The sequence below is a fragment of the Nocardioides sp. Root1257 genome, assembly GCF_001425175.1.
GTDB lineage: Bacteria > Actinomycetota > Actinomycetes > Propionibacteriales > Nocardioidaceae > Nocardioides.
The window spans coordinates 59,078-79,967 of sequence record NZ_LMDV01000001.1; the positions used below are offsets into that span (position 1 = coordinate 59,078).

General features: G+C 71.2%; 19 protein-coding genes. 11 read left to right on the plus strand and 8 right to left on the minus strand.

Annotation, left to right across the window (positions count from 1 at the left end):
* The first annotated feature begins 119 nt into the window (after positions 1-119).
* Positions 120-1,409 (plus strand): HNH endonuclease, encoded by a 1,290-nt coding sequence (locus tag ASC77_RS00270; protein ID WP_056147338.1) that lies wholly within the window; start codon positions 120-122, stop codon positions 1,407-1,409.
* A gap of 61 nt (positions 1,410-1,470) precedes the next feature.
* Here ASC77_RS00270 and ASC77_RS00275 read toward each other — a convergent pair whose 3' ends face one another.
* The gene (locus tag ASC77_RS00275) at positions 1,471-3,591 is read right to left on the minus strand and encodes an MMPL family transporter (RefSeq protein ID WP_056147341.1); all 2,121 of its coding nucleotides are present in this window, start codon (positions 3,589-3,591) and stop codon (positions 1,471-1,473) included.
* A gap of 291 nt (positions 3,592-3,882) precedes the next feature.
* Here ASC77_RS00275 and ASC77_RS00280 point away from each other — a divergent pair, with 291 nt between their 5' ends.
* Positions 3,883-4,854 carry a sensor histidine kinase gene (locus tag ASC77_RS00280; RefSeq protein WP_235547364.1) on the plus strand — a complete coding sequence of 324 codons (972 nt, stop codon included), beginning with the start codon at positions 3,883-3,885 and terminating at the stop codon, positions 4,852-4,854.
* Positions 4,851-5,507 (plus strand): response regulator, encoded by a 657-nt coding sequence (locus ASC77_RS00285; protein ID WP_056147347.1) that lies wholly within the window; start codon positions 4,851-4,853, stop codon positions 5,505-5,507. Before ASC77_RS00280 ends, ASC77_RS00285 begins: the two co-directional genes overlap by 4 nt.
* Before the next feature lie 129 nt (positions 5,508-5,636).
* Here ASC77_RS00285 and ASC77_RS26410 read toward each other — a convergent pair whose 3' ends face one another.
* A complete protein-coding gene (locus tag ASC77_RS26410; RefSeq protein ID WP_156390854.1) occupies positions 5,637-5,795 on the minus strand; it encodes a hypothetical protein in 159 nt (52 codons plus the stop codon).
* An 87-nt stretch (positions 5,796-5,882) separates the two neighbouring features.
* Between ASC77_RS26410 and ASC77_RS00290 the strand changes: the two genes are divergently transcribed.
* Positions 5,883-6,668 carry a spermidine synthase gene (locus ASC77_RS00290; protein ID WP_235547365.1) on the plus strand — a complete coding sequence of 262 codons (786 nt, stop codon included), beginning with the start codon at positions 5,883-5,885 and terminating at the stop codon, positions 6,666-6,668.
* A 4-nt stretch (positions 6,669-6,672) separates the two neighbouring features.
* On the opposite strand, the gene ASC77_RS00295 is transcribed toward ASC77_RS00290, so the two are convergent.
* The 3 genes from ASC77_RS00295 to ASC77_RS00305 are packed head-to-tail and all read right to left on the minus strand — an operon-like array spanning position 6,673 to position 10,546.
* Entirely contained in the window at positions 6,673-8,235 is a 1,563-nt protein-coding gene (locus ASC77_RS00295; RefSeq protein WP_056147350.1) for a long-chain-fatty-acid--CoA ligase, read from the minus strand.
* Positions 8,232-9,344 carry an acyl-CoA dehydrogenase family protein gene (locus ASC77_RS00300; RefSeq protein WP_056147353.1) on the minus strand — a complete coding sequence of 371 codons (1,113 nt, stop codon included), beginning with the start codon at positions 9,342-9,344 and terminating at the stop codon, positions 8,232-8,234. The genes ASC77_RS00295 and ASC77_RS00300 overlap by 4 nt, the downstream gene beginning before the upstream one ends.
* A 14-nt stretch (positions 9,345-9,358) precedes the next feature.
* The gene (locus tag ASC77_RS00305) at positions 9,359-10,546 is read right to left on the minus strand and encodes an acyl-CoA dehydrogenase family protein (RefSeq protein ID WP_056147358.1); all 1,188 of its coding nucleotides are present in this window, start codon (positions 10,544-10,546) and stop codon (positions 9,359-9,361) included.
* A gap of 109 nt (positions 10,547-10,655) precedes the next feature.
* Here ASC77_RS00305 and ASC77_RS00310 point away from each other — a divergent pair, with 109 nt between their 5' ends.
* The 4 genes from ASC77_RS00310 to ASC77_RS00325 all read left to right on the plus strand — a co-directional run bounded on the left by ASC77_RS00310 (position 10,656) and on the right by ASC77_RS00325 (position 14,018).
* Positions 10,656-11,819 carry a Rieske 2Fe-2S domain-containing protein gene (locus ASC77_RS00310; protein WP_056147361.1) on the plus strand — a complete coding sequence of 388 codons (1,164 nt, stop codon included), beginning with the start codon at positions 10,656-10,658 and terminating at the stop codon, positions 11,817-11,819.
* 3 nt (positions 11,820-11,822) lie between these two features.
* A complete protein-coding gene (locus ASC77_RS00315) occupies positions 11,823-12,116 on the plus strand; it encodes a hypothetical protein (RefSeq protein ID WP_056147364.1) in 294 nt (97 codons plus the stop codon).
* Positions 12,117-12,120: 4 nt separating this feature from the next.
* Entirely contained in the window at positions 12,121-13,221 is a 1,101-nt protein-coding gene (locus ASC77_RS00320) for a ferredoxin--NADP reductase (RefSeq protein WP_056147368.1), read from the plus strand.
* Positions 13,222-13,391: 170 nt separating this feature from the next.
* Positions 13,392-14,018, plus strand: coding sequence for a hypothetical protein (locus ASC77_RS00325; RefSeq protein WP_156390855.1), 627 nt, complete (start codon positions 13,392-13,394; stop codon positions 14,016-14,018).
* A 17-nt stretch (positions 14,019-14,035) separates the two neighbouring features.
* Here the strand turns inward: ASC77_RS00325 and ASC77_RS00330 are convergent, their stop codons facing one another.
* A complete protein-coding gene (locus ASC77_RS00330) occupies positions 14,036-14,707 on the minus strand; it encodes an MBL fold metallo-hydrolase (protein WP_056147374.1) in 672 nt (223 codons plus the stop codon).
* A gap of 2 nt (positions 14,708-14,709) precedes the next feature.
* Positions 14,710-15,417 (minus strand): maleylpyruvate isomerase N-terminal domain-containing protein, encoded by a 708-nt coding sequence (locus ASC77_RS00335; protein WP_056147375.1) that lies wholly within the window; start codon positions 15,415-15,417, stop codon positions 14,710-14,712.
* A 155-nt stretch (positions 15,418-15,572) separates the two neighbouring features.
* On the opposite strand from ASC77_RS00335, the gene uvrA reads away from it, so the two are divergent.
* The 3 genes from uvrA to ASC77_RS00350 all read left to right on the plus strand — a co-directional run bounded on the left by uvrA (position 15,573) and on the right by ASC77_RS00350 (position 19,566).
* A complete protein-coding gene (gene uvrA, locus ASC77_RS00340; protein ID WP_056147376.1) occupies positions 15,573-18,566 on the plus strand; it encodes an excinuclease ABC subunit UvrA in 2,994 nt (997 codons plus the stop codon).
* Between the two features lie 91 nt (positions 18,567-18,657).
* Positions 18,658-19,074 carry a Rieske (2Fe-2S) protein gene (locus ASC77_RS00345; protein WP_056147380.1) on the plus strand — a complete coding sequence of 139 codons (417 nt, stop codon included), beginning with the start codon at positions 18,658-18,660 and terminating at the stop codon, positions 19,072-19,074.
* 3 nt (positions 19,075-19,077) lie between these two features.
* Positions 19,078-19,566 (plus strand): Rieske (2Fe-2S) protein, encoded by a 489-nt coding sequence (locus ASC77_RS00350; protein WP_056147383.1) that lies wholly within the window; start codon positions 19,078-19,080, stop codon positions 19,564-19,566.
* Here ASC77_RS00350 and ASC77_RS00355 read toward each other — a convergent pair.
* A complete protein-coding gene (locus ASC77_RS00355; RefSeq protein ID WP_056147386.1) occupies positions 19,553-20,854 on the minus strand; it encodes a hypothetical protein in 1,302 nt (433 codons plus the stop codon). The genes ASC77_RS00350 and ASC77_RS00355 overlap by 14 nt on opposite strands.
* Positions 20,855-20,890: the final 36 nt, after the last annotated feature.

Below are 20,890 nucleotides of genomic sequence, written 5' to 3' on the forward strand. Positions count from 1 at the left end.
AGCGGCTCCGCACCGGACCGGGGGTCACCCGCTGCGGGGGAGGCGAGAGCAATGCGATGGGCACGATGCCGGAGGGATGTGCCTTGTCACGGGCCCGTTCGTGGCGTATAATCGAACGCATGTTCGATCTCGACGAGTCACTCGGCGCACCGCTGCTGCGGTCGGTGACAGTCGTGCTCGCTGAGTCCGCGCTGAGCCCGGACCGGGCCGGACAGGTCGACGAGATCCGGGCGCTCGAGGAGCTGGTCTGCGCCGCCCAGGCCCGTCAGCTGCGCCTGGCCGCGGCCCTCGACGCCGACAGCGCCCAGGGGCGCGGGGTGGCGGAGGAGGTCGCACTGGCCCGCCGAGAGTCGCCGCACCGCGGCCGCCTGCACCTCTCCCTGGCCCGCATCGCACCCGAGCTGCCGCACACCATGGAGGCGTTCCGTCGCGGACTGGTCACGGAGTGGCGGGTCGTCACCATCGCCCGCGAGACCGCGTGCGTGTCCCGCGAGGACCGCCTCGCGATCGACCGCGCGCTCGCCCAGGACGCCGACGCGTTGAGCGCGTTGTCCGACCGGGCCGTGCTCGGCGAGGTCCGCACCCTCGTCGCCCGTCTGGATCCCGCTGCGGTTGCCGAACGACGCCGCCGCGCCGAGACCGAGCGCCGGGTCACGATGCGTCCTGCCCCCGACACGATGGTCTACCTCACCGCGCTCCTTCCGGTCGCGGAGGGCGTCGCGGCGTACGCCGCGCTCCGCGACCGGGCCGACACCGCCCGCGCCGGCGGCGATCCCCGCAGCCGCGGGCAGGTCATGGCCGACACGCTCGTCACCCGCCTCACCGGTCGCCCGTCCAGCGCGGACGGGCGGCCGGTCGTCCCGGTTTCGGTCGGGCTGGTCATGACCGACCGGGCTCTGCTCGCGGGCGCCCACGACGCGGCGGCCCTCCTCGACCACGGACCCATCCCCGCCGACCTGGCCCGCGAGCTCGTGCTCCGCAACCTCGACGCCGGCACTCGCACCTGGGTCCGCCGCCTCTACGCCGCCCCCGCCGCCGGGCAGCTCGTCGCCATGGACTCGCACCACCGCCGCTTCCCGACCCGGCTCGCCGCGTTCTTGCGCCACCGCGACCAGTGGTGCCGGAGCCCCTGGTGCAACGCCCCCATCCGCCACGCCGACCACGTCACCGCGGCCGCCGATGGCGGTCCCACCACCGCCACCAGCGGTCAGGGTCTCTGCGAGTCCTGCAACTACGCGAAGCAAGCCCCCGGCTGGCACCACGAACCCCGTCCCGGCCCCGACGACCACACCATCGAGATCACCACCCCGACAGGGCACACCTATCAGTCGACCGCGCCCCCGCTGGCGGGGCTCCGACATCCCGCCTTTCGGCAGGTCGACGACGGACGCTGGATCCTGATCGCGTGAAACGCGAGGTGCATTAGCGGCGGCATGACACACCCGCCTCGCGCGGCTCAGCCCACCTGCCCTAGGAAGCCTGCGGCGGTGGGGCGATCGCTACCCCCGCCGGTGTCTCCACCGGCGCGGAGTCCAGCTGCGGCAACAGCCGGTCCAGCCAGCCCGGCAGCCACCAGTTCGCGTCGCCGAGGAGCTTCATGGTGGCCGGGACGAGCACCATGCGTACGACGGTCGCGTCGAGGAAGATCGCCGTGGCGAGTCCGACTCCCATCATCTTCACCACCGGGTCACTGCCCAGGACGAATCCCGAGAAGACCGCCACCATGATCAGCGCGGCTGCGGTGATGGTGCGCCCGGTGCCGGCGATCCCGGCGATGACCGCCCGGGTGTTGTCACCGTGTCGGCGGTACTCCTCGCGCACCCGCGACAGCAGGAAGACCTCGTAGTCCATGGAGAGCCCGAACAAGATCGCGAACATGAACAGCGGGATGAACGACACGATCGGCACCGTCGACTCCACGCCGATGAGCTCGGCCGACCAGCCCCACTGGAAGACCATGACGAGCACGCCGTACGCCGCACCGACGCTCAGCAGGTTGAGCACGACCGCCTTCAGTGGCACGAGCACCGAGCGGAACAGCACCGCGAGCAAGAGGAACGACAGCAGCAGCACGGCAACCACAAAGCGCGGCATCCGCTCCTGCACCCGGTCACCGAGGTCGGCGAAGGTGGCGGTCTGCCCGCCGACGTGGGCGGTCGTTGCAGTGCCGTCGAGCACCGTCGGGAAGACCTCGCTGCGGAGCCTCGCGACGGTCTCCTGGGTGGCTTCGTCCTGGGGCGAGGTGGTCGGTAGCGCCACGATGGTCGCCACGCCTGCGGCGAGATCGATGGTCGGGTCGTCGACCGAGGCGATGCCTGGGTCGGCTGCGATCGCCGCCGCCAGGGGAGCCACGACGGATCCGCCCTGGGAGATGTCGACCGCGATGACCAGAGGCCCATTGGCCCCGGGGCCGAACCCGTCGGCGATCAGGTCGTAGGCCCGGCGTTCGGTCCTCGACTCGGGCTTGGTCCCGTCGTCAGGAGTGCCCAGGTTCAGTGCGAGGACGGGTGCAGCCAGGGCGATCATCAGGACCGCTCCTGCGACGAGGTAGGCCGTCGCGTTGCGGGTCACGTGAGCGCCCCACCGGTACCAGCCGGTGCTCGGCCGGTGGGCAGTGCGCCGGCGTCCGTTGATCCGGTGCCCCGCCAGCCCGAGCAGTGCCGGCAGCAGGGTGACCGAAGCAAGCACCATCACGAGCACCATCACCGAGATCGCGATCCCGCCCCCGGTCACGAACGGGATCCCCGCGACGAGCAACCCGAGGATCGCCACGACGACCGTGCCGCCGGCGAACAGCACCGCCTGTCCTGCCGTTGCCAGGGCTCGGCCGACGGCTTCCTCGACCGGCATCCCCTGGGCCAGGTTCTCGCGGTGCCGGGTGACCAGGAAGAGCGCGTAGTCGATACCGACGCCGAGCCCGACCATGGCCGCGAGCTGCGGTGCCCAAGCCGGGATGTCGATCAGGTAGGTCACCAGCGTCATCGAGGTGGCGCCGACGACCAGACCGAACAACGCCATCGCGATCGGCAGCCCCATGGCGACGAAGGTGCCGAAGGCGATCAGCAGGACGATCATCGCGACGGCGATCCCCGCGACCTCGCCGAGCCCGGCGGGCGCTTCCTCGAAGGCGAAGTACAGATCGCCTCCCGCCTCCACCGTCAGGGACGAGTCGTCCCGCACGTCAGCCAAGGCACCCTTGAGGTTGTCCAGGTCGGACTTGTCGAGCTGTCCGACGGCCGGATACTGCACGCGCACGATGGCGATGTCCCCTGCGGGCGCGACGCTGCTCGTCGTACCCAGCACCTTCGGGAGCTCCGCGAGAGCGGCCTCCGCCGGCGCCAGCTGCGCCGCAGCGTCCTGGCCCTCGAGCACGACCTGGGCGGTGACCCCGCCCGGGTCGGCCTGGGTCTCGGCGAGCAGCTGCGCAGCTTGGTAGGAGTCGAGGCCGGGTGCCTCGAAGCTCTCCTCGAGCTGACGCCCGAAGGCAGCGGACGAGGCGATGACGACGAGCGAGAGGACTACCCAGGCGCCGATGAAGGTCCAGGGCCGGGTGGCAGCAGACCGGCCGAGCCGGTAGAGGAGATTCGACATGCCTCCACCGTGGCGAGGCGGCGCGCGATCCACATCGGGCCCAGGAACGGTCGGCTCCTCGTCCGAAAGGACGAGAAACGACTCGTGCTTGTGCCCCGTACGACGAGCGTCCCCGCTCTCTAGGCTGGCGAGGTGCCCACCACCTTCTTCCGCTCGGTCCTTGCCGAGCCCCGTGCCCCGGACCCGCCGGCGCGGGCGTGGTGGGACTGGGCCCTGGTCGGAGGCTTGCTGGTAGCGGCAGCGGGTGAGGCGATCTTCCGCTCCGACATGTCGTGGCGCCCCTTGGCCGCGGTGGTCGCGCTCCTGGTGATCCCGGCCCTGCTCTGGCGGCGTACGCATCCGCTGCTGGTGACCGCGATCGGCTTCGGCGGCGCGCTCGTGCTGCAGATCCCGACCTTCGTCACCGACGTCGCCGAGGTCGGGCTCAACTCCATGGCCTTCCTCCTGCTGTTGCCCTACAACCTGTACCGCTGGGCTTCCGGCCGCGAGGCGCTGATCGGTACGGCGGTCATCGCGGTGCCGGCCGGCCTGGGTCTCGCGACCACCGAGAAGCTCGGGGACGCGATCGGTGGCGCCACCGTGCTGGTCGCTTCGTTCGCGCTCGGAGCCGCGATGCGATACCGCGCGGTGGCGCACCAGCGCGAGGTGCAGCAGGTCCGGGCGCTCGAGCGCGGTGAGCTCGCCCGCGAGCTGCACGACACCGTCGCGCACCACGTGTCGGCCATCGCGATCCAGGCTCAGGCGGGGCGGGCGGTGGGCGCGGCCGACCCGGCACTGGCGGTCGAGGCGCTCGCTGTCATCGCGGCGGAGGCGTCGCGGACCCTGCACGAGATGCGCACGATGGTCCGGGTGCTCCGCGAGGGCGAGGAGGCGGACTACGCGCCGCAACGGGGCATTAGCGATCTGGACGAGCTGACCCGGATGAACCCCGTCGTTCAGGTGCACCGCGATGGCGACCTCACTGGCCTGCCGCAACCGGTGGAGGTGGCGATCTACCGGATCTGTCAGGAGTCGGTCACCAACGCGCTCAGGCATTCGCTGAATGCCACGGCCGTCACTGTCGAGGTCATCGGTGACGTGGGCGTCGTACGGTTGCGTGTGCACGACGACGGAGAACCAGTGCGCCCCGCAAGCACCGTGGGCTACGGCCTGATCGGGATGGCCGAACGAGCCAAGCTGCTCGGCGGCGCCTGTCAGGCCGGGCCGGACCCGGTCGGGGGCTGGACCGTCGAGGCCACGCTCCTGCGGGAGGTGCCACGGTGACCATCCGGGTGGTGGTCGCCGACGACCAGCTCCTGGTCCGCACCGGGCTCACCATGATCCTCAACGCGCAGCCCGGGATCGAGGTCGTCGGCGAGGCAACGGACGGTCTGGAGGCGGTGGCCGTGGCACGCGAGCTGCGTCCCGACGTCTGCCTCTTCGACATTCGGATGCCCGGCATCGACGGCGTCGAGGCCACTCGCCAACTCGCCGGCCCCGGCGTCGAGGACCCCCTGGCCATCGTGATCATCACGACCTTCGATCTCGACGAGTACGTCCATGGTGCCCTCAAGGCCGGCGCCCGAGGCTTCCTCCTCAAGGACGCCGGACCCGAGCTGCTGGTCCAGGCGATCCACGCAGCCGCGAACGGCGACGCGCTCATCTCACCCGACATCACCCGCCGCCTGCTCACGACCCTGGTTCGCCTGGAGCGAGCCTCCCCGCCGGCCCAGCCGATCGAGCCGCTCACCGAACGCGAGGAAGAGGTGCTCCTCACCGTCGCCCGAGGTCGCACCAACGCAGAGATCGCCGACGAGCTGCACATCACCCTGAGCACCGTGAAAACCCATGTCGGCGCGCTGATGAACAAGCTCGGCGCCCGCAACCGTGTCGAGGTCGCGATGTGGGCGTACGAGACCGGGCGAGTCCAGGGATAGAGCCGGTGACCTCCGAGCGCGTCTACGCAGTTCGCACGCGCCTAGTCACGGAGCACTGCAGCGACCAACACGCAGCCCAGGCTCGCCGTGGAGATGGACTCGACGCGAGCGCAGGTCGAGCGCCCTCGATCAGTCGTCGTCGGAGCGCACCGTCTCGCCGTCGCGCGCGACGGCCAGGATGAACAGCCCCATGAGGGTGACGGTGGCGGTGATCACCACCGTGAGGAAGAGGACCCAGAACCAGATGCCGTGGTCGGTGATGGGGTAGTTCGTGCCGTCGTACGTCATGGGTCAACGGTGCTGGCGCCGGAAGCCGGTCGGCAGGGACGGGCGGCCTCCACCCGGGGGCCGGAAGTCCCGTGGGAGGCTCGCGGTGTGGCCGATGACGTGGAGATCGTGACGGGCGACCGGCCCGGCTCCTTCGTGCTCCGGATGTCGGGCATGGACCAGTCCCACGTCGACCTCGACGACCCGACCCGGCTCGTCTTCGACTACGTGCGTCGCCTGGCCGACGTCGTCGACGCGGTCGCTCCGGCGGGCCAGCCGCTGCGGGTGGTGCACGTCGGTGGGGCCGCGATGACGCTGCCGCGGTACGTCGCCGCGACCCGGCCACGCTCCGCCCAGGTCGTGCTCGAGCCGGCGGCGTCGGTGACCGAGCTGGTCCGGCGCGACCTGCCGCTGCCGCGGGGCAGCGGGATCAAGGTGCGGGACATCGACGGACGGACGGGTCTCGCGGCACTGCGGGACGGGTTCGCGGAGCTCGTGGTGGTCGACGCGTTCGCCGACGCCCGGGTGCCCGGCGAGCTCGTCACGACGGTGTACGCCGCCGACCTGCTGCGCGTGGTCGGACCGACGGGAGTCGTGGCCTTCAACCTGACGGACCGGGCGCCGTTCGGCTGGACGCGCCGGGCGGTCGCGGCGATCCGGACCGCGTTCCCGTCCGTGCTGCTCACGGCCGAGCCGGCGACGCTGCGGGCCAAGCGGCTCGGCAACCTGGTCGTCGTCGCGTCCGGTGGTCCGGTGCCGGTGGACGCGCTGCGGACCCGGGCCGCCAGCTCGCCCGCGCCGTACCGCGTCCTGGACGCCGCCGCGGTCTCCGACTCCTTCGGCGGCGGTACGCCGTTCACCGACGACGACACCGAGCCGTCGCCTGCGCCCTGACGGGTCAGGAGTACGACGTCCCGCGGGCCTCGCGGGTCCACAGCACGCCGTCACCGGCGACCGGGCCCTCGGCCGCGAGCTCGCGCTTGAGGACCTTGTTGGTGGCGGTGCGCGGCAGGGTCGTGAGGACCCGGACGTAGCGGGGTCGTGCCTTGGGGGAGAGGTCGGCCTGCTCGTCCAGGAACGCCTCGAACCCGGCGGGGTCGAGATCGCCGCGGACCACGAGGGCGGCCATCACCTGGTCGCCGACGGCCTCGTCCGGCACGGCGTACACGGCCGCCTCGTCGACGGCCGGGTGCCGCAGCAGGATCCGCTCGATTGTCGCGGCACCGAGGTTCTCGCCGTCGACCCGCAGCCAGTCGGCCGTGCGGCCGGCGAAGTAGACGAAGCCGTCGACGTCGCGGTAGGCGAGGTCGCCCGACCAGTACATCCCGCCGCGCATCCGCTCGGCCTCGGCACCCGGGTCCTTGTAGTAGCCGGCGAAGGCGCCCGCTCCCGCGGTGTTGACCAGCTCGCCGGTCGCTGCCTCGGCGTTGAGCAGCTCACCCGCCGGCCCGAACTCCGCGTCCGGCACCTCGGCCATCGTTTCGGGGTCGAGCACCTTGACGCCCTCGACGGGGCGGCCGAGCGAGCCGGGCGGCATCTCGGGCACGCGCTGCACGATCACCGCGTTCTCGGTCGAGGAGTAGGAGTCGACGACGACGCAGCCGAAGCGCTCACCGAAGCCCGCGATGTCGCGGTCGTTGGCCTCGTTGCCGAACACCAGCCGCAGGGAGTTGTCTGCGTCGTCGGGCCGTTCCGGCGTCGCCATGATGTAGGTGAGCGGCTTGCCGACGTAGTTGGCGTACGTCGCACCGTGCCGGCGTACGTCGGGGAGGAACCCGGACGCCGAGAAGCGCCGCGCCAGGGCGATCGTCGAGCCGGCCGCGAGCGCCGGCCCCCAGCCCGCCATGATCGCGTTGGAGTGGAACATCGGCATCGACAGGTAGGCCACGTCGGCGGGGGAGAGCCCGAACCGCTCGGAGAGGAACTGCCCCGGGTAGGCGACCTTCGCCTGGGTCACGTTGACGGCCTTGGGGTCGCCCGACGTCCCCGAGGTGAAGATCAGCATCATCAGGTCGTCGGGCCCGACCGCGGCCGCGGGGATCTCCGCGGCGGCGTGCTCGTCGAGCAACGCCGCCCAGTCCGGCGACTCGATCGGCAGCACGGGCACGTCGACGTCGGCGAGCAGGTCCGCGTGGGCGGCGTCGGTGACGACGACCTGCACGTCGGCGCGGCGTACGTCGGCCGCGAGCGCCGCGCCTCGTCGGGTCGGGTTCAGGCCGACGACGACCTGGCCGCTGAGGGCCGCGCCGCCGAGCACGAACGCGAACTCGGGGACGTTCTCGAGCAGCACGCCGACGTGCGGCGGCTCGCCGTCGGGTAGCAGGGTCGCCAGGACGGCGGCCCGCACGCTCGACTCGTGCACCACCTCGGCCCAGGTCCAGGACTCGTCCTCGAACAGCAGCCCGGGGGAGGGGTCGCCGGTGCGCGCGAGCAGCTGCTCGCGGACCGTGGGCGTGCTCACGCCGGCTCGGCCGCCAGGATCCGGCCGACGTTCAGCGCCTGCTCGGTGGCACCGCCGTGCAGGAACTCGAAGCGCTTGGCCGAGGTGAAGTAACGGTGCGTCTCGCCGTCCAGGTCGATGCCCACGCCGCCGTGCACGTGGACCGCCGTGTGCGCGAGCCGGTGGCCGGCGTCGGCCGCCCACAGCTTCGCGATCGCGACCTCGCTGTCGGCGGGCAGTCCCTCGTCGAGCCGCCAGGCGGCCTGCCAGAGCGTGAGCCGCTGGCCGAGCACGTCGATGTAGCCGTCCGCAAGCCGCTGCGAGACGGCCTGGAAGGTGCCGATCGGGCGACCGAACTGCTCGCGTGTCTTCGCGTACGCCGAGGTGAGAGCGAGCGCGCCCTCGGTGATGCCCAGCTGCTCGGCCGAGCCGGCGAGCAGCAGCAGCTGCCGCAGGCGGCGGTCGGCCGCGCCGTCCGCGGCACCGACCAGGCGGTCGGCTGCCAGGACCGCGCCGTCGAGGTCGAGGCGTGCGACCGAGTCGCCGTCCGAGAACCTCTGCGCCACCACGGTGACCCCGGCGTCACCGGGCTCGACGAGGAAGACGCCCACCCCGGACGGGGTCTCCGCCGGCACCAGGAACGCGTCGGCGTACGGACCGGCCGGCACGATCGCCTTGCTGCCGGTGAGCACGTACGACGAGCCGTCCGGCGTCGCGACGGTCGTGGGGCGTGCGGGGGAGTAGGAGCGCTCCTCGGCGACGGCCGCGGTGAGGACGTTGGCGCCGGACGCGGCACCCGGCAGCCACTGCTGCCTCTGGGCGTCCGAGCCGAGCTCCGCGATCAACCGCGAGGCCGGGCCGTGCGCAGCCAGCGGCACGGGCGCGACGGTGCGCCCGACCTCGACCAGCACGCGGCTGAGCTCGACGAGGCCGAGCCCGGCGCCGTCGTACTCCTCGGGGAGGGCGAGGCCGAGCAGCCCGGCCGACCCGAGCTCCGCCCAGAGCTCGCGGCCGAACCGGTCGCCGCCCGCCTCGACGGCCTTGAGCCGCTCGTTGGTGGCGCGGTCCTTGAGGATCCCGGCCGCCAGCTCGGCGGCCTCGTCCTGCTCCTGCGTGAACTGGAAGTCCATGTCTGCCTCTCGTCCTATCGCTTCGCTGCGGGGAGGCCGAGGCCGACGTACCCGATGATGTCGCGCTGGATCTCGTTGGTGCCGCCGCCGAACGTCATGACGAGAGCAGAGCGGTAGAACCGCTCGAGACGGCCCGCGAGCACCGCGCCCTCGGAGGCGCCGGTGAGCCCGGCGTTGGGGCCGACGATCTCCATCAGCACCCGGTAGACCTCGGTGGCCAGCTCGGAGCCGTAGATCTTGGTGGCCGAGGCCTCGGCGGGGGAGAGCGCGACGCCGGCGTCGGCGTCGGCGGCGAGCTTCCAGTTGATCAGCCGCAGCGCCTCGGTGCGCGCGTGCGCCCGCCCGAGCGCGATCTGGACCCATTCGGAGTCGATCACCCGCTGGCCGTCGGGGTTCTTGGTCTCCTGCGCCCAGCGCCGGACCATGTCGATCGAGTAGGTCAGGGGCGCGGCCGAGGTGAGCGCGACCCGCTCGTGGTTGAGCTGGTTGGTCATCAGGGACCAGCCGCCGTTGAGCTCGCCCACCAGGTTGCTGGCCGGCACGCGGACGTCCTCGTAGTACGTCGCGCTGGTGCTCACGCCGGCCACCGTGTGGACGGGGGTGTACGAGAAGCCTGCGGAGTCGGCCGGCACCAGGATCATCGAGAGGCCCTTGTGGCGGGGCAGGTCGGGGTCGGTGCGGCAGGCGAGCCAGAGCCAGTCGGCGTACTGGATCAGCGACGTCCACATCTTCTGCCCGTTGATCACCCACTCGTCGCCCTCGCGGACGGCGCGGGTCTTGAGCGAGGCGAGGTCGGTGCCGGAGCCGGGCTCGGAGTAGCCGATCGAGAAGTGCAGGTCGCCCTTCAGGATGCGGGGGAGGAAGTACTCCTTCTGCTCGTCGCTGCCGTAGCGCATGATCGTCGGCCCGACGGTGTTGAGCGTCAGGTAGGGGATCGGGACGCCGGCGACGGCGGCCGCGTCGGTGAAGATCAGCTGGTCGACCATCGAGCGGGCCTGCCCGCCGTACTCCGTCGGCCAGCCGATGCCCAGCCACCCGTCGGTGCCGAGCTGACGGATCACCTTCTTGTAGACCACGTCGTCTCCGAACTCGCCGGTCGCCGACGCGAGCCCGGCCTTCACCTCCGGAGTCACGAGGGCCGCGAAGTACTCGCGGAGCTCCTCCCGCAGCTGCTCTTGCTCGGGTGTGAGGGCGATGTGCATAGGGGACTCTGCTTTCGTCGGGTGCTTCGTGTGACGTGGGTCCGCTGGTATCCCGGGATCAAAAACTATAACCTGTTCTTGTTTTGGTCCACATGTCTGGAGGCTTGCCATGAGTGACGTCCGCGCCCTCGACCACGGCACCCCGCCCGAGCGCTTCGCGCGCGGGTGGCACTGCATCGGTCTGGCCGACTCGTTCCGCGACGGCAAGCCGCACCGGGTCGGCGCGTTCGGCGGGCAGCTGGTCGTCTGGGCCGACACCCAGGGCGAGCTGAACGTCCTCGACGGCTACTGCCGCCACATGGGCGGCGACCTCACCCAGGGCGAGGTGAAGGGCGACGAGATCGCGTGCCCCTTCCACGACTGGCGCTGGGGCGGCGACGGCAAGTGCAAGGCGATCCCGTACGCGCGGCGCGTGCCGCTGCGGGCGCGCACCCAGCGCTACGAGACGGCGATCGTCAACGACCAGCTGCTGATCTGGCACGACACCGAGGGCTCGAAGGCCGACTACGACATCCTGCCGCCGCAGCTGCCCGGTCTCGCCGAGGGCGAGTACACCGACTGGGTGTGGGTCTCCGAGGAGATCGAGGGATCGCACTGCCGCGAGCTGATCGACAACGTCGTCGACATGGCGCACTTCTACTACGTGCACTTCGCGTTCCCGACCAGCTTCCGCAACGTCTTCGAGGGCACCCTCGCGACGCAGTTCATGGAGTCGAAGGGCCGCCCCGACAAGACCGAGGGGTACGGCGACGCCGAGCTCTTCCTCAAGTCCGAGGCGACCTACTACGGACCGTCGTACATGATCAACTGGCTCGACACCGACTACAAGGGCTTCAACACCGAGGTCGTGCTGGTCAACTGCCACGTGCCGACCGGACCGGACTCCTTCCGGCTGCAGTACGGCATCGTCGTCAAGAAGCCCGAGGGGCTCGACGAGAAGACCACCGACTTCATCGCGAAGAAGTACGCCGAGATGTTCGGCAGCGGCTTCCTGCAGGACGTGCACATCTGGAAGAACAAGGTGCCGGTCCAGAACCCGCTGCTCTGCGAGGAGGACGGCCCCGTCTACCAGCTGCGCCGGTGGTACGAGCAGTTCTACGTCGACCAGGACGACATCCAGCCGGAGATGGTGGACCGGTTCGAGTTCGAGGTCGACACCACCAAGGCCAACGAGTACTGGCAGGACGAGGTCGCGGAGAACCTGCGCAAGAAGGCGGCCGAGGACTCCGCCGGCGAGGGTGTCGAGACCCCGCAGATGATGTCGGGCACCTGAGCCATGGCCTCCTTTATCCCCACCAGCGCCGACACGATCGAGGACCAGCGCCTCTACACGGCCGCCCGACTGGTCGAGGTCGAGTGCCTGGACTGCCTGGCCCGCGTGGGCGTCAAGAAGAACAGCGACCACCACACGTCGATCCAGTGGACGACCGAGGCGCGCGGGCACTGCACCGCGCTCGCGCGCCGTACCGGCGCACGCGACGTGAAGGACAGCTGCCCGCGGCTCGTGTCCAGCATCGAGGCTGCGGCGCGCGACGGGCAGATCCCCATCGGAGCCGAGGACGGTTACTAACCACATGTCGGACGACGCCTTCGAGCTGAAGGTCGTGGACGTGGTCGAGGAGACCACTGACGCGCACTCCATCTCCTTCGAGGTCCCCGCCGGTGCCGAGGAGCAGTTCGCCTACAGGCCGGGACAGTTCCTGACCCTGGCCGTGCCGAGCGACCGGACGGGCGTGGCGGCGCGCTGCTACTCGCTGTCCAGCAGCCCGGTCGGCGGTGGACCGCTGACGATCACCGTGAAGCGCACCGCCGACGGCTACGCGTCGAACTGGGTCTGCGACAACCTGCGCGAGGGCGACACGATGCACGTGCTGCCCCCGAGCGGCATCTTCACGCCGGCGTCGCTGAGCGCCGACCTTCTGCTCCTCGCCGGGGGCAGCGGCATCACGCCGGTCATCTCCATCACCCGGACCGCGCTCGAGCAGGGCACCGGCCGGATCGTCCTGTTCTACGCCAACCGCGACGAGTCCTCGGTGATCTTCGCCCGCGAGCTGACCGAGCTCGCGGCCGCGCACCCGGACCGGCTGCAGGTCGTGCACTGGCTGGAGTCCGTCCAGGGCCTGCCGAGCCAGGAGCAGATGCGGGCCTTCGCGTCGGCGTACACCTCGTACGACGCGTTCGTCTGCGGCCCCGCGCCGTTCATGAAGCTGACGATCGCCGCACTGAAGGAGCTCGAGTTCCCGCGGGAGCGACGGCACCAGGAGAAGTTCATCTCCCTGGGCGGCAACCCGTTCGGCGACCTGCACGACAAGGAGGTCGCCGAGCACGAGATCGAGGACGCCGAGAGCGACCCCGACGACGTGACCGAGGCCGAGCCGACCGACCCCGGCCCCGAGGGTCTGGTGAAGCTGGAGGTCGAGCTCGACGGCGAGAACTACTCCTTCGACGACTGGGCCCCGGGCACCAAGCTGCTCGACCACCTGGAGGCGAAGGGGGTCAAGGCGCCGTACTCCTGCCGCGAGGGGGAGTGCTCGGCCTGCGCCATCCGGCTGCTGGAGGGCGAGGTCAAGATGCTCCACAACGACGTCCTCGACGACGACGACCTCGCGGAGGGGATCCGCCTCGGGTGCCAGTCGGTCCCGGTGACCGACACGGTCAAGGTCACCTACCACTGACGACGACCGACCTGTGCGTGTGAACCCTCAGGTTTCCCGCAAGAATTTCTGGTCTAGTCACCCGGATCTTTTGGTCCGTGGAGGCGTGAGTCTGAACTCTTCAGGGAAGTTCTGGCAGCAACGGACAGCCACTGACCACTTGAGGACTCGCCATGTTTCTCGGACTGTGCTTGATCACTGTGATCGCCGCCGTGTGGGCGATCACCGCTCTGCCGACCCGTCCCCACGCCGAGACGGTGCGGCCGCGCGACCTCGAGCGGCGCGACGCGCAGCTCCGGGCCTGCCCCGACCGGGTCACGAAGCTGGACGTGGAACGCGCCCTTGCCGCCCACCCGCTCCCGGAGGCGACCATCGCCCGGGTCCTCGGCACCGCCGCCGAGCGCGGGATCACCGCGCGCACGATGTGGATCTGGATCGACCGCTTCGGCGCCGACCGGCTCGTCCTGGCGATCGACGCCGACGTCGCCGAGCGTCGCCTGCGCCGCCACCTCGACGCCGGCACCGCCCCCGACTGGGCCGCGATGATGGTCTTCGCCGACCTCAACAGCGAGACCGGACCCGGCGCGATGCCGATCGCGGAGTTCCTCGACCTGGACGCCGTGCCGCGCACCGACGACCTGCAGTTCGACCTCTCCGGCTGGGAGACCCCCGAGACCCCGGTCGTCGCCGACGTCGACCTGAGCCAGTTCAGCCACCTGCCGCCGATCTACAACCCGGGGCTCCCGGTCACCCGCACCGCGGCCCCGCCCGTCGACGAGTCGCGGCGTCCCGAGGGTGGCTGGCCGCAGGTCGCCTGACGTCGGCCCCGACGTCGCTACCAGCCGCGCTCGCGCCACTCCGGCAGCGACGCCCGCTCGGCACCGAGCGTGGAGTCGTCGCCGTGGCCGGGGTAGAACCAGGTGTCGTCGGGCAGCGTGCCGAAGACCTTGGTCTCGACCTCGTCGATGAGCTGGGCGAAGGCGTCCTTGTCGCCGAACGTGTTGCCGACCCCGCCCGGGAAGAGGCTGTCCCCGGTGAAGAGGTGCGGGTGCCCCGACGGGTCGCGGTAGACCAGGGCGACCGATCCGGGCGTGTGGCCGGCGATCGCGATCACCTCGAGCGTGCAGGTGCCGACGGCCACCGTGTCGCCCTGCGCGAGCTCGCGGGTGACGGGTACGTCGGTCTGCTCGGTCACGGCTGCGGCGTCCGGCGCGCCCACGAGGACGTCGGCGCCGGTGGCCTCGACGACCGCGGCGAGCGCCCGGTGGTGGTCCCAGTGCTGGTGGGTCGTGACGACGGAGGTGAGCCCCGCCGGGCCGATGAGCGGCAGCAGCACCTCCGGCGCGGCGGCCGCGTCGATCAGGACCTGCTCGCCGGTGTCGTGGCACCGGAGCAGGTAGCAGTTGTTCGACATCTTCTCGTCGACCGCCACCTTGGTGATGGTCAGGCCCGCGAGCTCGCGGACGTCCGCGTCCCCGCCGGGCCGCACCTCGCCGGTGTACGTCATGGTCACCATGCTCCGATCTGCGGCAGGGTGCCGCTGTCACTTGTCAGTCCCTCGCCGGTGCCGCGGCCGGTCAGCCACCAGCCGAGCGCGCCGCCCGTGCCGGTGACGGTCGGGCCGCCGTCGCCGAACGCCCAGGTGCGGCCGAGGTCGCTCGCGCGGACCTGGAAGGCACCGGCCGCCTCGTCGCGGGGTCTCATCCCGTCCAGGAGGATCGTGGCGAAGGCGGGCGTCCAGCCGTCGTACGAGTAGCTGGCCGCCAGGTCCGCGTGGTGGATCTCGACCTCCTGGAGCCGCATCCGGGGCACGTCGTCGGCGACGTTCGTCCGGCCTCCCGGGGTGCGGTCGAAGGTGGTGTCCCACTGGTCCTCGGGCAGTGCGTCGAGCGCGTCGGCGAGCTCGGTCGTGGCGCCGAGCAGCCGGGTGCGGATCTCCGACGGTCCCTCGGCCGCGAGGGCCTCGATGTCGCCGTCGCGAGCCTCCTGGGACGCGTACATCGTCGTCCGCGTGCCCTCGAGGATCCCGCGCAGCGCCGCGGCGAGGCCCTCGGCGTTCAACGCGAGGTGCGCGAGCACGTGGCCGCGGGTCCAGCCGGGGAGCCCGCTGGGGGCGGCGTACTCCTCGTCGGTGAGGGAGTCGGCGCTGCGGATCAGCTGTCGGGTCGCCTCCGGGAGGAGCTCCTCGACGATGGCCTGGCGGTTCGGCTCGGACATGGCCCCATCCTGCCCGACCGCCGCCCGACTCCGGGCGCGGGAGGGACTGTCGGCGGTGCGTGAGATCGTGGGGAACACCGGCGCGTCCTGACTGGTTGTGCCTTGTCTGCGCCGGTTACGATGGCGAACACCTGTTCGAAGCGAGGGGACACTCAGTGGCGGATCAGCTCATCATCCGAGGAGCGCGCGAGCACAACCTCAAGGACGTGTCGATCGACCTTCCCCGCGACTCGCTGATCGTCTTCACCGGGCTCTCCGGCTCGGGCAAGTCGTCGCTCGCGTTCGACACGATCTTCGCCGAGGGCCAGCGGCGCTACGTCGAGTCGCTGTCGGCCTACGCGCGCCAGTTCCTGGGGCAGATGGACAAGCCCGACGTCGACTTCATCGAAGGCCTATCACCGGCCGTCTCGATCGACCAGAAGTCGACGTCGAAGAACCCCCGCTCGACCGTCGGCACCATCACCGAGGTCTACGACTACCTGCGGCTCCTGTACGCGCGGGCCGGTCGCCCGCACTGCCCCACCTGCGGCGCGCCCATCGAGCGGCAGACCCCGCAGCAGATCGTCGACAAGATCCTCTCCCTGGAGGACGGCCGCCGGTTCCAGGTGCTCGCGCCCGTGATCCGCGGCCGCAAGGGCGAGTACATCGAGCTCTTCAAGCAGCTCCAGACCCAGGGCTTCTCGCGGGCCCGCGTCAACGGCGAGACCTACCCGCTCGACGAGCCGCCGAAGCTGGACAAGCAGAAGAAGCACACCATCGAGGTCGTCGTCGACCGGCTGGCGGTCAAGGAGTCCTCGAAGCGGCGGCTCACCGACTCGGTGGAGACCGCGCTGCAGCTGGCCGGTGGGCTGGTCCTCTTCGACTTCGTGGACCTCGACGCCAAGGACCCGGGCCGGGAGCTGCGCTTCAGCGAGAAGATGGCGTGCCCCAACGAGCACCCGATCGACACCGACGAGCTCGAGCCGCGGTCGTTCTCCTTCAACTCGCCGTTCGGCGCGTGTCCGCAGTGCTCCGGCCTCGGCACCCGGATGGAGGTCGACCCCGAGCTGGTCGTCCCCGACGCGACCGCGACGCTGGGCGAGGGCGCCATCCAGCCGTGGAGCCAGGCCCACGTCGCCGACTACTTCCTGCGGCTGATGGGCGCTCTGGGCGAGGAGCTCGGCTTCGACCTCAACACGCCGTGGGAGCAGCTCACCACCAAGCAGCAGAAGTCGATCCTCGACGGCCACTCGACCAAGGTCCACGTCGTCACCCGCAACCGCTACGGGCGCCAGCGTACCTACTACGCCGAGTTCGAGGGCGTCCGGCCCTACATCGAGCGTCGGCACCGGGAGGCCGAGTCCGACACGAGCCGAGAGCGGTTCGAGGGCTTCATGCGCGAGGTCCCGTGCCCGGCCTGCGGCGGCAGCCGGCTCAAGCCGGTGTCGATGTCGGTGACCCTGGGCGGCTCGATCCAGGACGGCGGCAAGAACATCGCCGAGGTCTGCCGGATGCCGATCAACGAGACCGCCGACTACCTGCGCACGCTCGACCTGACCGCGCGTGAGCGGCAGATCGGCGAGCGGGTGCTCAAGGAGATCCAGGAGCGCCTCAACTTCCTGCTCGACGTCGGCCTCGACTACCTCTCCCTGGACCGGCCCTCCGGGTCGCTGTCCGGAGGCGAGGCCCAGCGGATCCGGCTGGCCACCCAGATCGGTGCCGGCCTCGTGGGCGTCCTCTACGTGCTCGACGAGCCCTCGATCGGGCTCCACCAGCGCGACAACCACCGGCTGATCGAGACCCTGGTCCGGCTCAAGGACCTCGGCAACACGTTGATCGTCGTCGAGCACGACGAGGACACCATCCGGGTCGCCGACTGGGTCGTCGACATCGGCCCCGGCGCCGGCGAGCACGGCGGTCAGGTCGTGCACAGCGGCAACGTCGCCGACCTGCTGACGCACCCCGACTCGATGACCGGGCAGTACCTGTCCGGTCGCCGCGAGATCCCGGTCCCCGCCGTACGCCGCCCGCGCACGAAGGGCCGCGAGCTCACGGTGCACGGCGCCCGCGAGCACAACCTGCAGAACGTCGACGTCGCGTTCCCGCTCGGGCTGTTCGTCGCCGTGACGGGGGTGTCCGGCTCCGGCAAGTCGACGCTGGTCAACGACATCCTCTACACGTCGCTCGCCAAGCAGATCTACAACGCTCGCGCCGTGCCCGGCCGGCACCAGAAGATCACCGGCCTCGAGCACGTCGACAAGGTGATCCACGTCGACCAGTCGCCGATCGGGCGGACCCCGCGCTCCAACCCGGCGACCTACACCGGCGTCTTCGACCACATCCGCAAGCTGTTCGCGTCGACGCCCGAGGCGAAGATGCGCGGCTACCTGCAGGGCCGGTTCTCGTTCAACGTCAAGGGCGGCCGCTGCGAGGCGTGCGCCGGCGACGGGACGATCAAGATCGAGATGAACTTCCTGCCGGACGTCTACGTCCCGTGCGAGGTCTGCCACGGCGCCCGCTACAACCGCGAGACGCTCGAGGTGCACTACAAGGGCAAGACCATCGCCGAGGTCCTCGACATGCCGATCGAGGAGGCTGCCGACTTCTTCGCCGCGGTGCCGGCCATCGCGCGCCACATGAAGACGCTGGTCGAGGTCGGCCTCGGCTACGTGCGGCTCGGCCAGCCCGCGACGACGCTGTCGGGCGGCGAGGCGCAGCGCGTCAAGCTCTCCTCGGAGCTCCAGAAGCGCTCCACCGGGCGGACGGTCTACGTCCTCGACGAGCCCACGACCGGCCTGCACTTCGAGGACATCCGCAAGCTGCTGCTCGTGCTCGGCCGCCTGGTCGACCAGGGCAACACCGTCCTGGTGATCGAGCACAACCTCGACGTCATCAAGACCGCCGACTGGCTCGTCGACATGGGACCCGAGGGCGGCTCGCGCGGCGGCACCGTGGTGGCCGAGGGCACGCCGGAGGCGGTCGCAGCGACGCCGGCCAGCTACACGGGCCAGTTCCTAGCGCCGCTGCTCGAGGGTCGCGAGGCCAAGCAGCCCGCCCGGAAGGCCACCGCGAAGAAGGCTCCGGCGACGAAGCCCGTCGCCGGGAAGAAGGCGCCCGCCAAGAAGACAGCGGCCAGGAAGTCGGCCGCGGCGAAGCGGAAGGCCAGCTAGTTCTCACAGAACTCTCATCGCCAGGCCACAGTCTGGGCTGGCGTCCCTGGCTAGGGTGAAACTTCAACGACGGCCTGCCGAGAGGACCACTGTGAGCACCGACCGGATCACCCGCCGCAAGACGTTGACCGGAGCGGCCGCGATGGGCATCGGGGCGCCGCTGCTGGCGGCCTGCGCCGGCAGCGACTCCGGCGACACGGCCACCGAGGCGCCGGCCGCGGGCGAGGAGCTCGGCACGACCTCGGAGGTGCCGGTCGGCGGCGGCAAGGTGTTCGGCGACCAGAAGATCGTCGTGACCCAGCCGACGGAGGGCGACTTCAAGGCGTTCTCCGCCGTGTGCACCCACCAGTCCTGCCTGGTCTCGCAGGTCACCGACGGCACGATCGACTGCCTGTGCCACGGGAGCAAGTTCTCCGACGCCGACGGCTCGGTCGTCAACGGGCCGGCGACCTCCGGCCTGGCGGAGGTCTCGATCAAGGTCTCCGGCGACACGATCTCGACGGCCTGAGCGATGGCGGACCGCGGGATCACGCGACGCCGCACCCTCGCGGGCGCGGCAGTGGTCGGGGTCGGCGTGCCCCTGCTGGCCGCGTGCGGGTCGAGTGACGGCAGCGAGGGCAGCACGGCGACAGACCCGGCCCCCGAGACGCCCACGACCAGCCCCACGGCGAGCGCCGAGCCGTCGGACTCGGCGACCCCGGCGAGCCCAACCGCCGATGCGCTGACGAGCACCGGCGACGTGCCGAAGGGCGGCGGCACGATCTTCGCGGACCAGAAGGTCGTGGTGACCCAGCCGTCGGCGGGGGAGTTCAAGTGCTTCACGGCCGTGTGCACCCACCAGGGCTGCGTGGTCTCCAGCGTCGACGGCGGGACCATCAACTGTGCGTGCCACGGCAGCACCTTCTCGATCGCCGACGGCTCCGTGCAGAACGGACCGGCGACGGCACCTCTCGACGAGGTCCCGATCTCGGTGCAGGGTGACGCGATCAGCCTGAGCTGACGCCCGCCGTGGTCGGGGCGGTGGCCCGCCGCCACTGACGGTCGCGGGGCGACTCGCGACGGTCGAGGCGGGCATCGAGCAGGACGCGGGCCTCGTCGAGCCGTCCGGACCGCAGCAGGGCGGAGATCCGGGCCTCCTCGATGATCTCGCGCTGGGCGTCGGAGCCGCCCAGGCGCCAGGTCTGCGTGCTCAGCGCCGCGAGCTGGTCGGCGGCGGCCGAGCACCGTCCGGTGGTCATCGCGCGCAGCGCCCGCGCGAGCGGCGCCACGACCTCGCGGTGGGTGGGGTGCTGGTGGGTCGAGGCCCAGGCCTCGAGGTCGCCGAGTGCCGCGGCGTCGTCGAGCGCCAGGTGGAAGACCGCGGTGTGCATCGCGAGGAACGGCGTGGCCGGCCGACTCAGGGTCGCGTCCGGCGTCGCCGTCCCGACCGCCCGCATGTCGGGGACGTCGTGCGCGTCGGGGGTCAGCGCCCACCGGAAGAGCAGCGAGCCCGTGTCGACCAGGGCGCGGCAGCCGAGGGCGCCGCCCGGACGGAGCTGCGACTCGTAGCGACGGCGTACGGCGTCGAGGTCACCGAGCGAGAGCTCGTGCAGGGCCGCGTGCCACGAGAAGTGGCTGAGGCTGTCGGTGTCGGCACCGTCGCCGCGCACCCAGTCGTCCATCCAGGCCAGGCCGGCGTCGTGGTCGCCGGTCTCGTAGTGCGCGTGCGCCCGCGCGTGCGCGGAGTGCCCGGCGGTGGGCTCGACCTGCAGGGACCGGCAGGAGAGGTCCATGGCCTCGTCGAAGCGACCCTGCTCCTGCCGGATGAAGGCGAGCAGGCCCGTGAACCACCAGTCGTCGCCGTACGCCGGGGCGGCCTGCTCGACGATGTGCCAGGCCTCGGCCGGCACCTCGGTGACGCCCGCGAAGGCGATCGTGGGCACGGCGGTGGAGAGCAGCACCGCGTCGCGCGGGTAGGCCTCGAGATGCGCCACCAGGGGCCGCGAGTCGCCCTTCAGGTGGCCGGCGACGGCGTGCACGTGGCTGCGCTCGCGCTCGGTCGCCCGCGGCGCGAGCGCGACCGCGTCGTCGATCCGGGCCCGCACGTCGACGGCCGCGCACATCTCGTGGCCGAGCAGCGCGAGCGTGGCGTGACCGAGGGCGAACGTCGGGTCCAGGGTGATCGCGGCCGCCACGGACCGCTCGGCGCCGCTGCGCAGCCGCAGCAGGTCCTCGACCCCGCGCTGGTAGGTGCGGGCGGCGTCGGGGGAGGAGGTGAGCTCATACCCGTACCGGTCACGACATCGCATGTAAGTAGAGTCAACCACGCGACAAAGAAGTTGTCG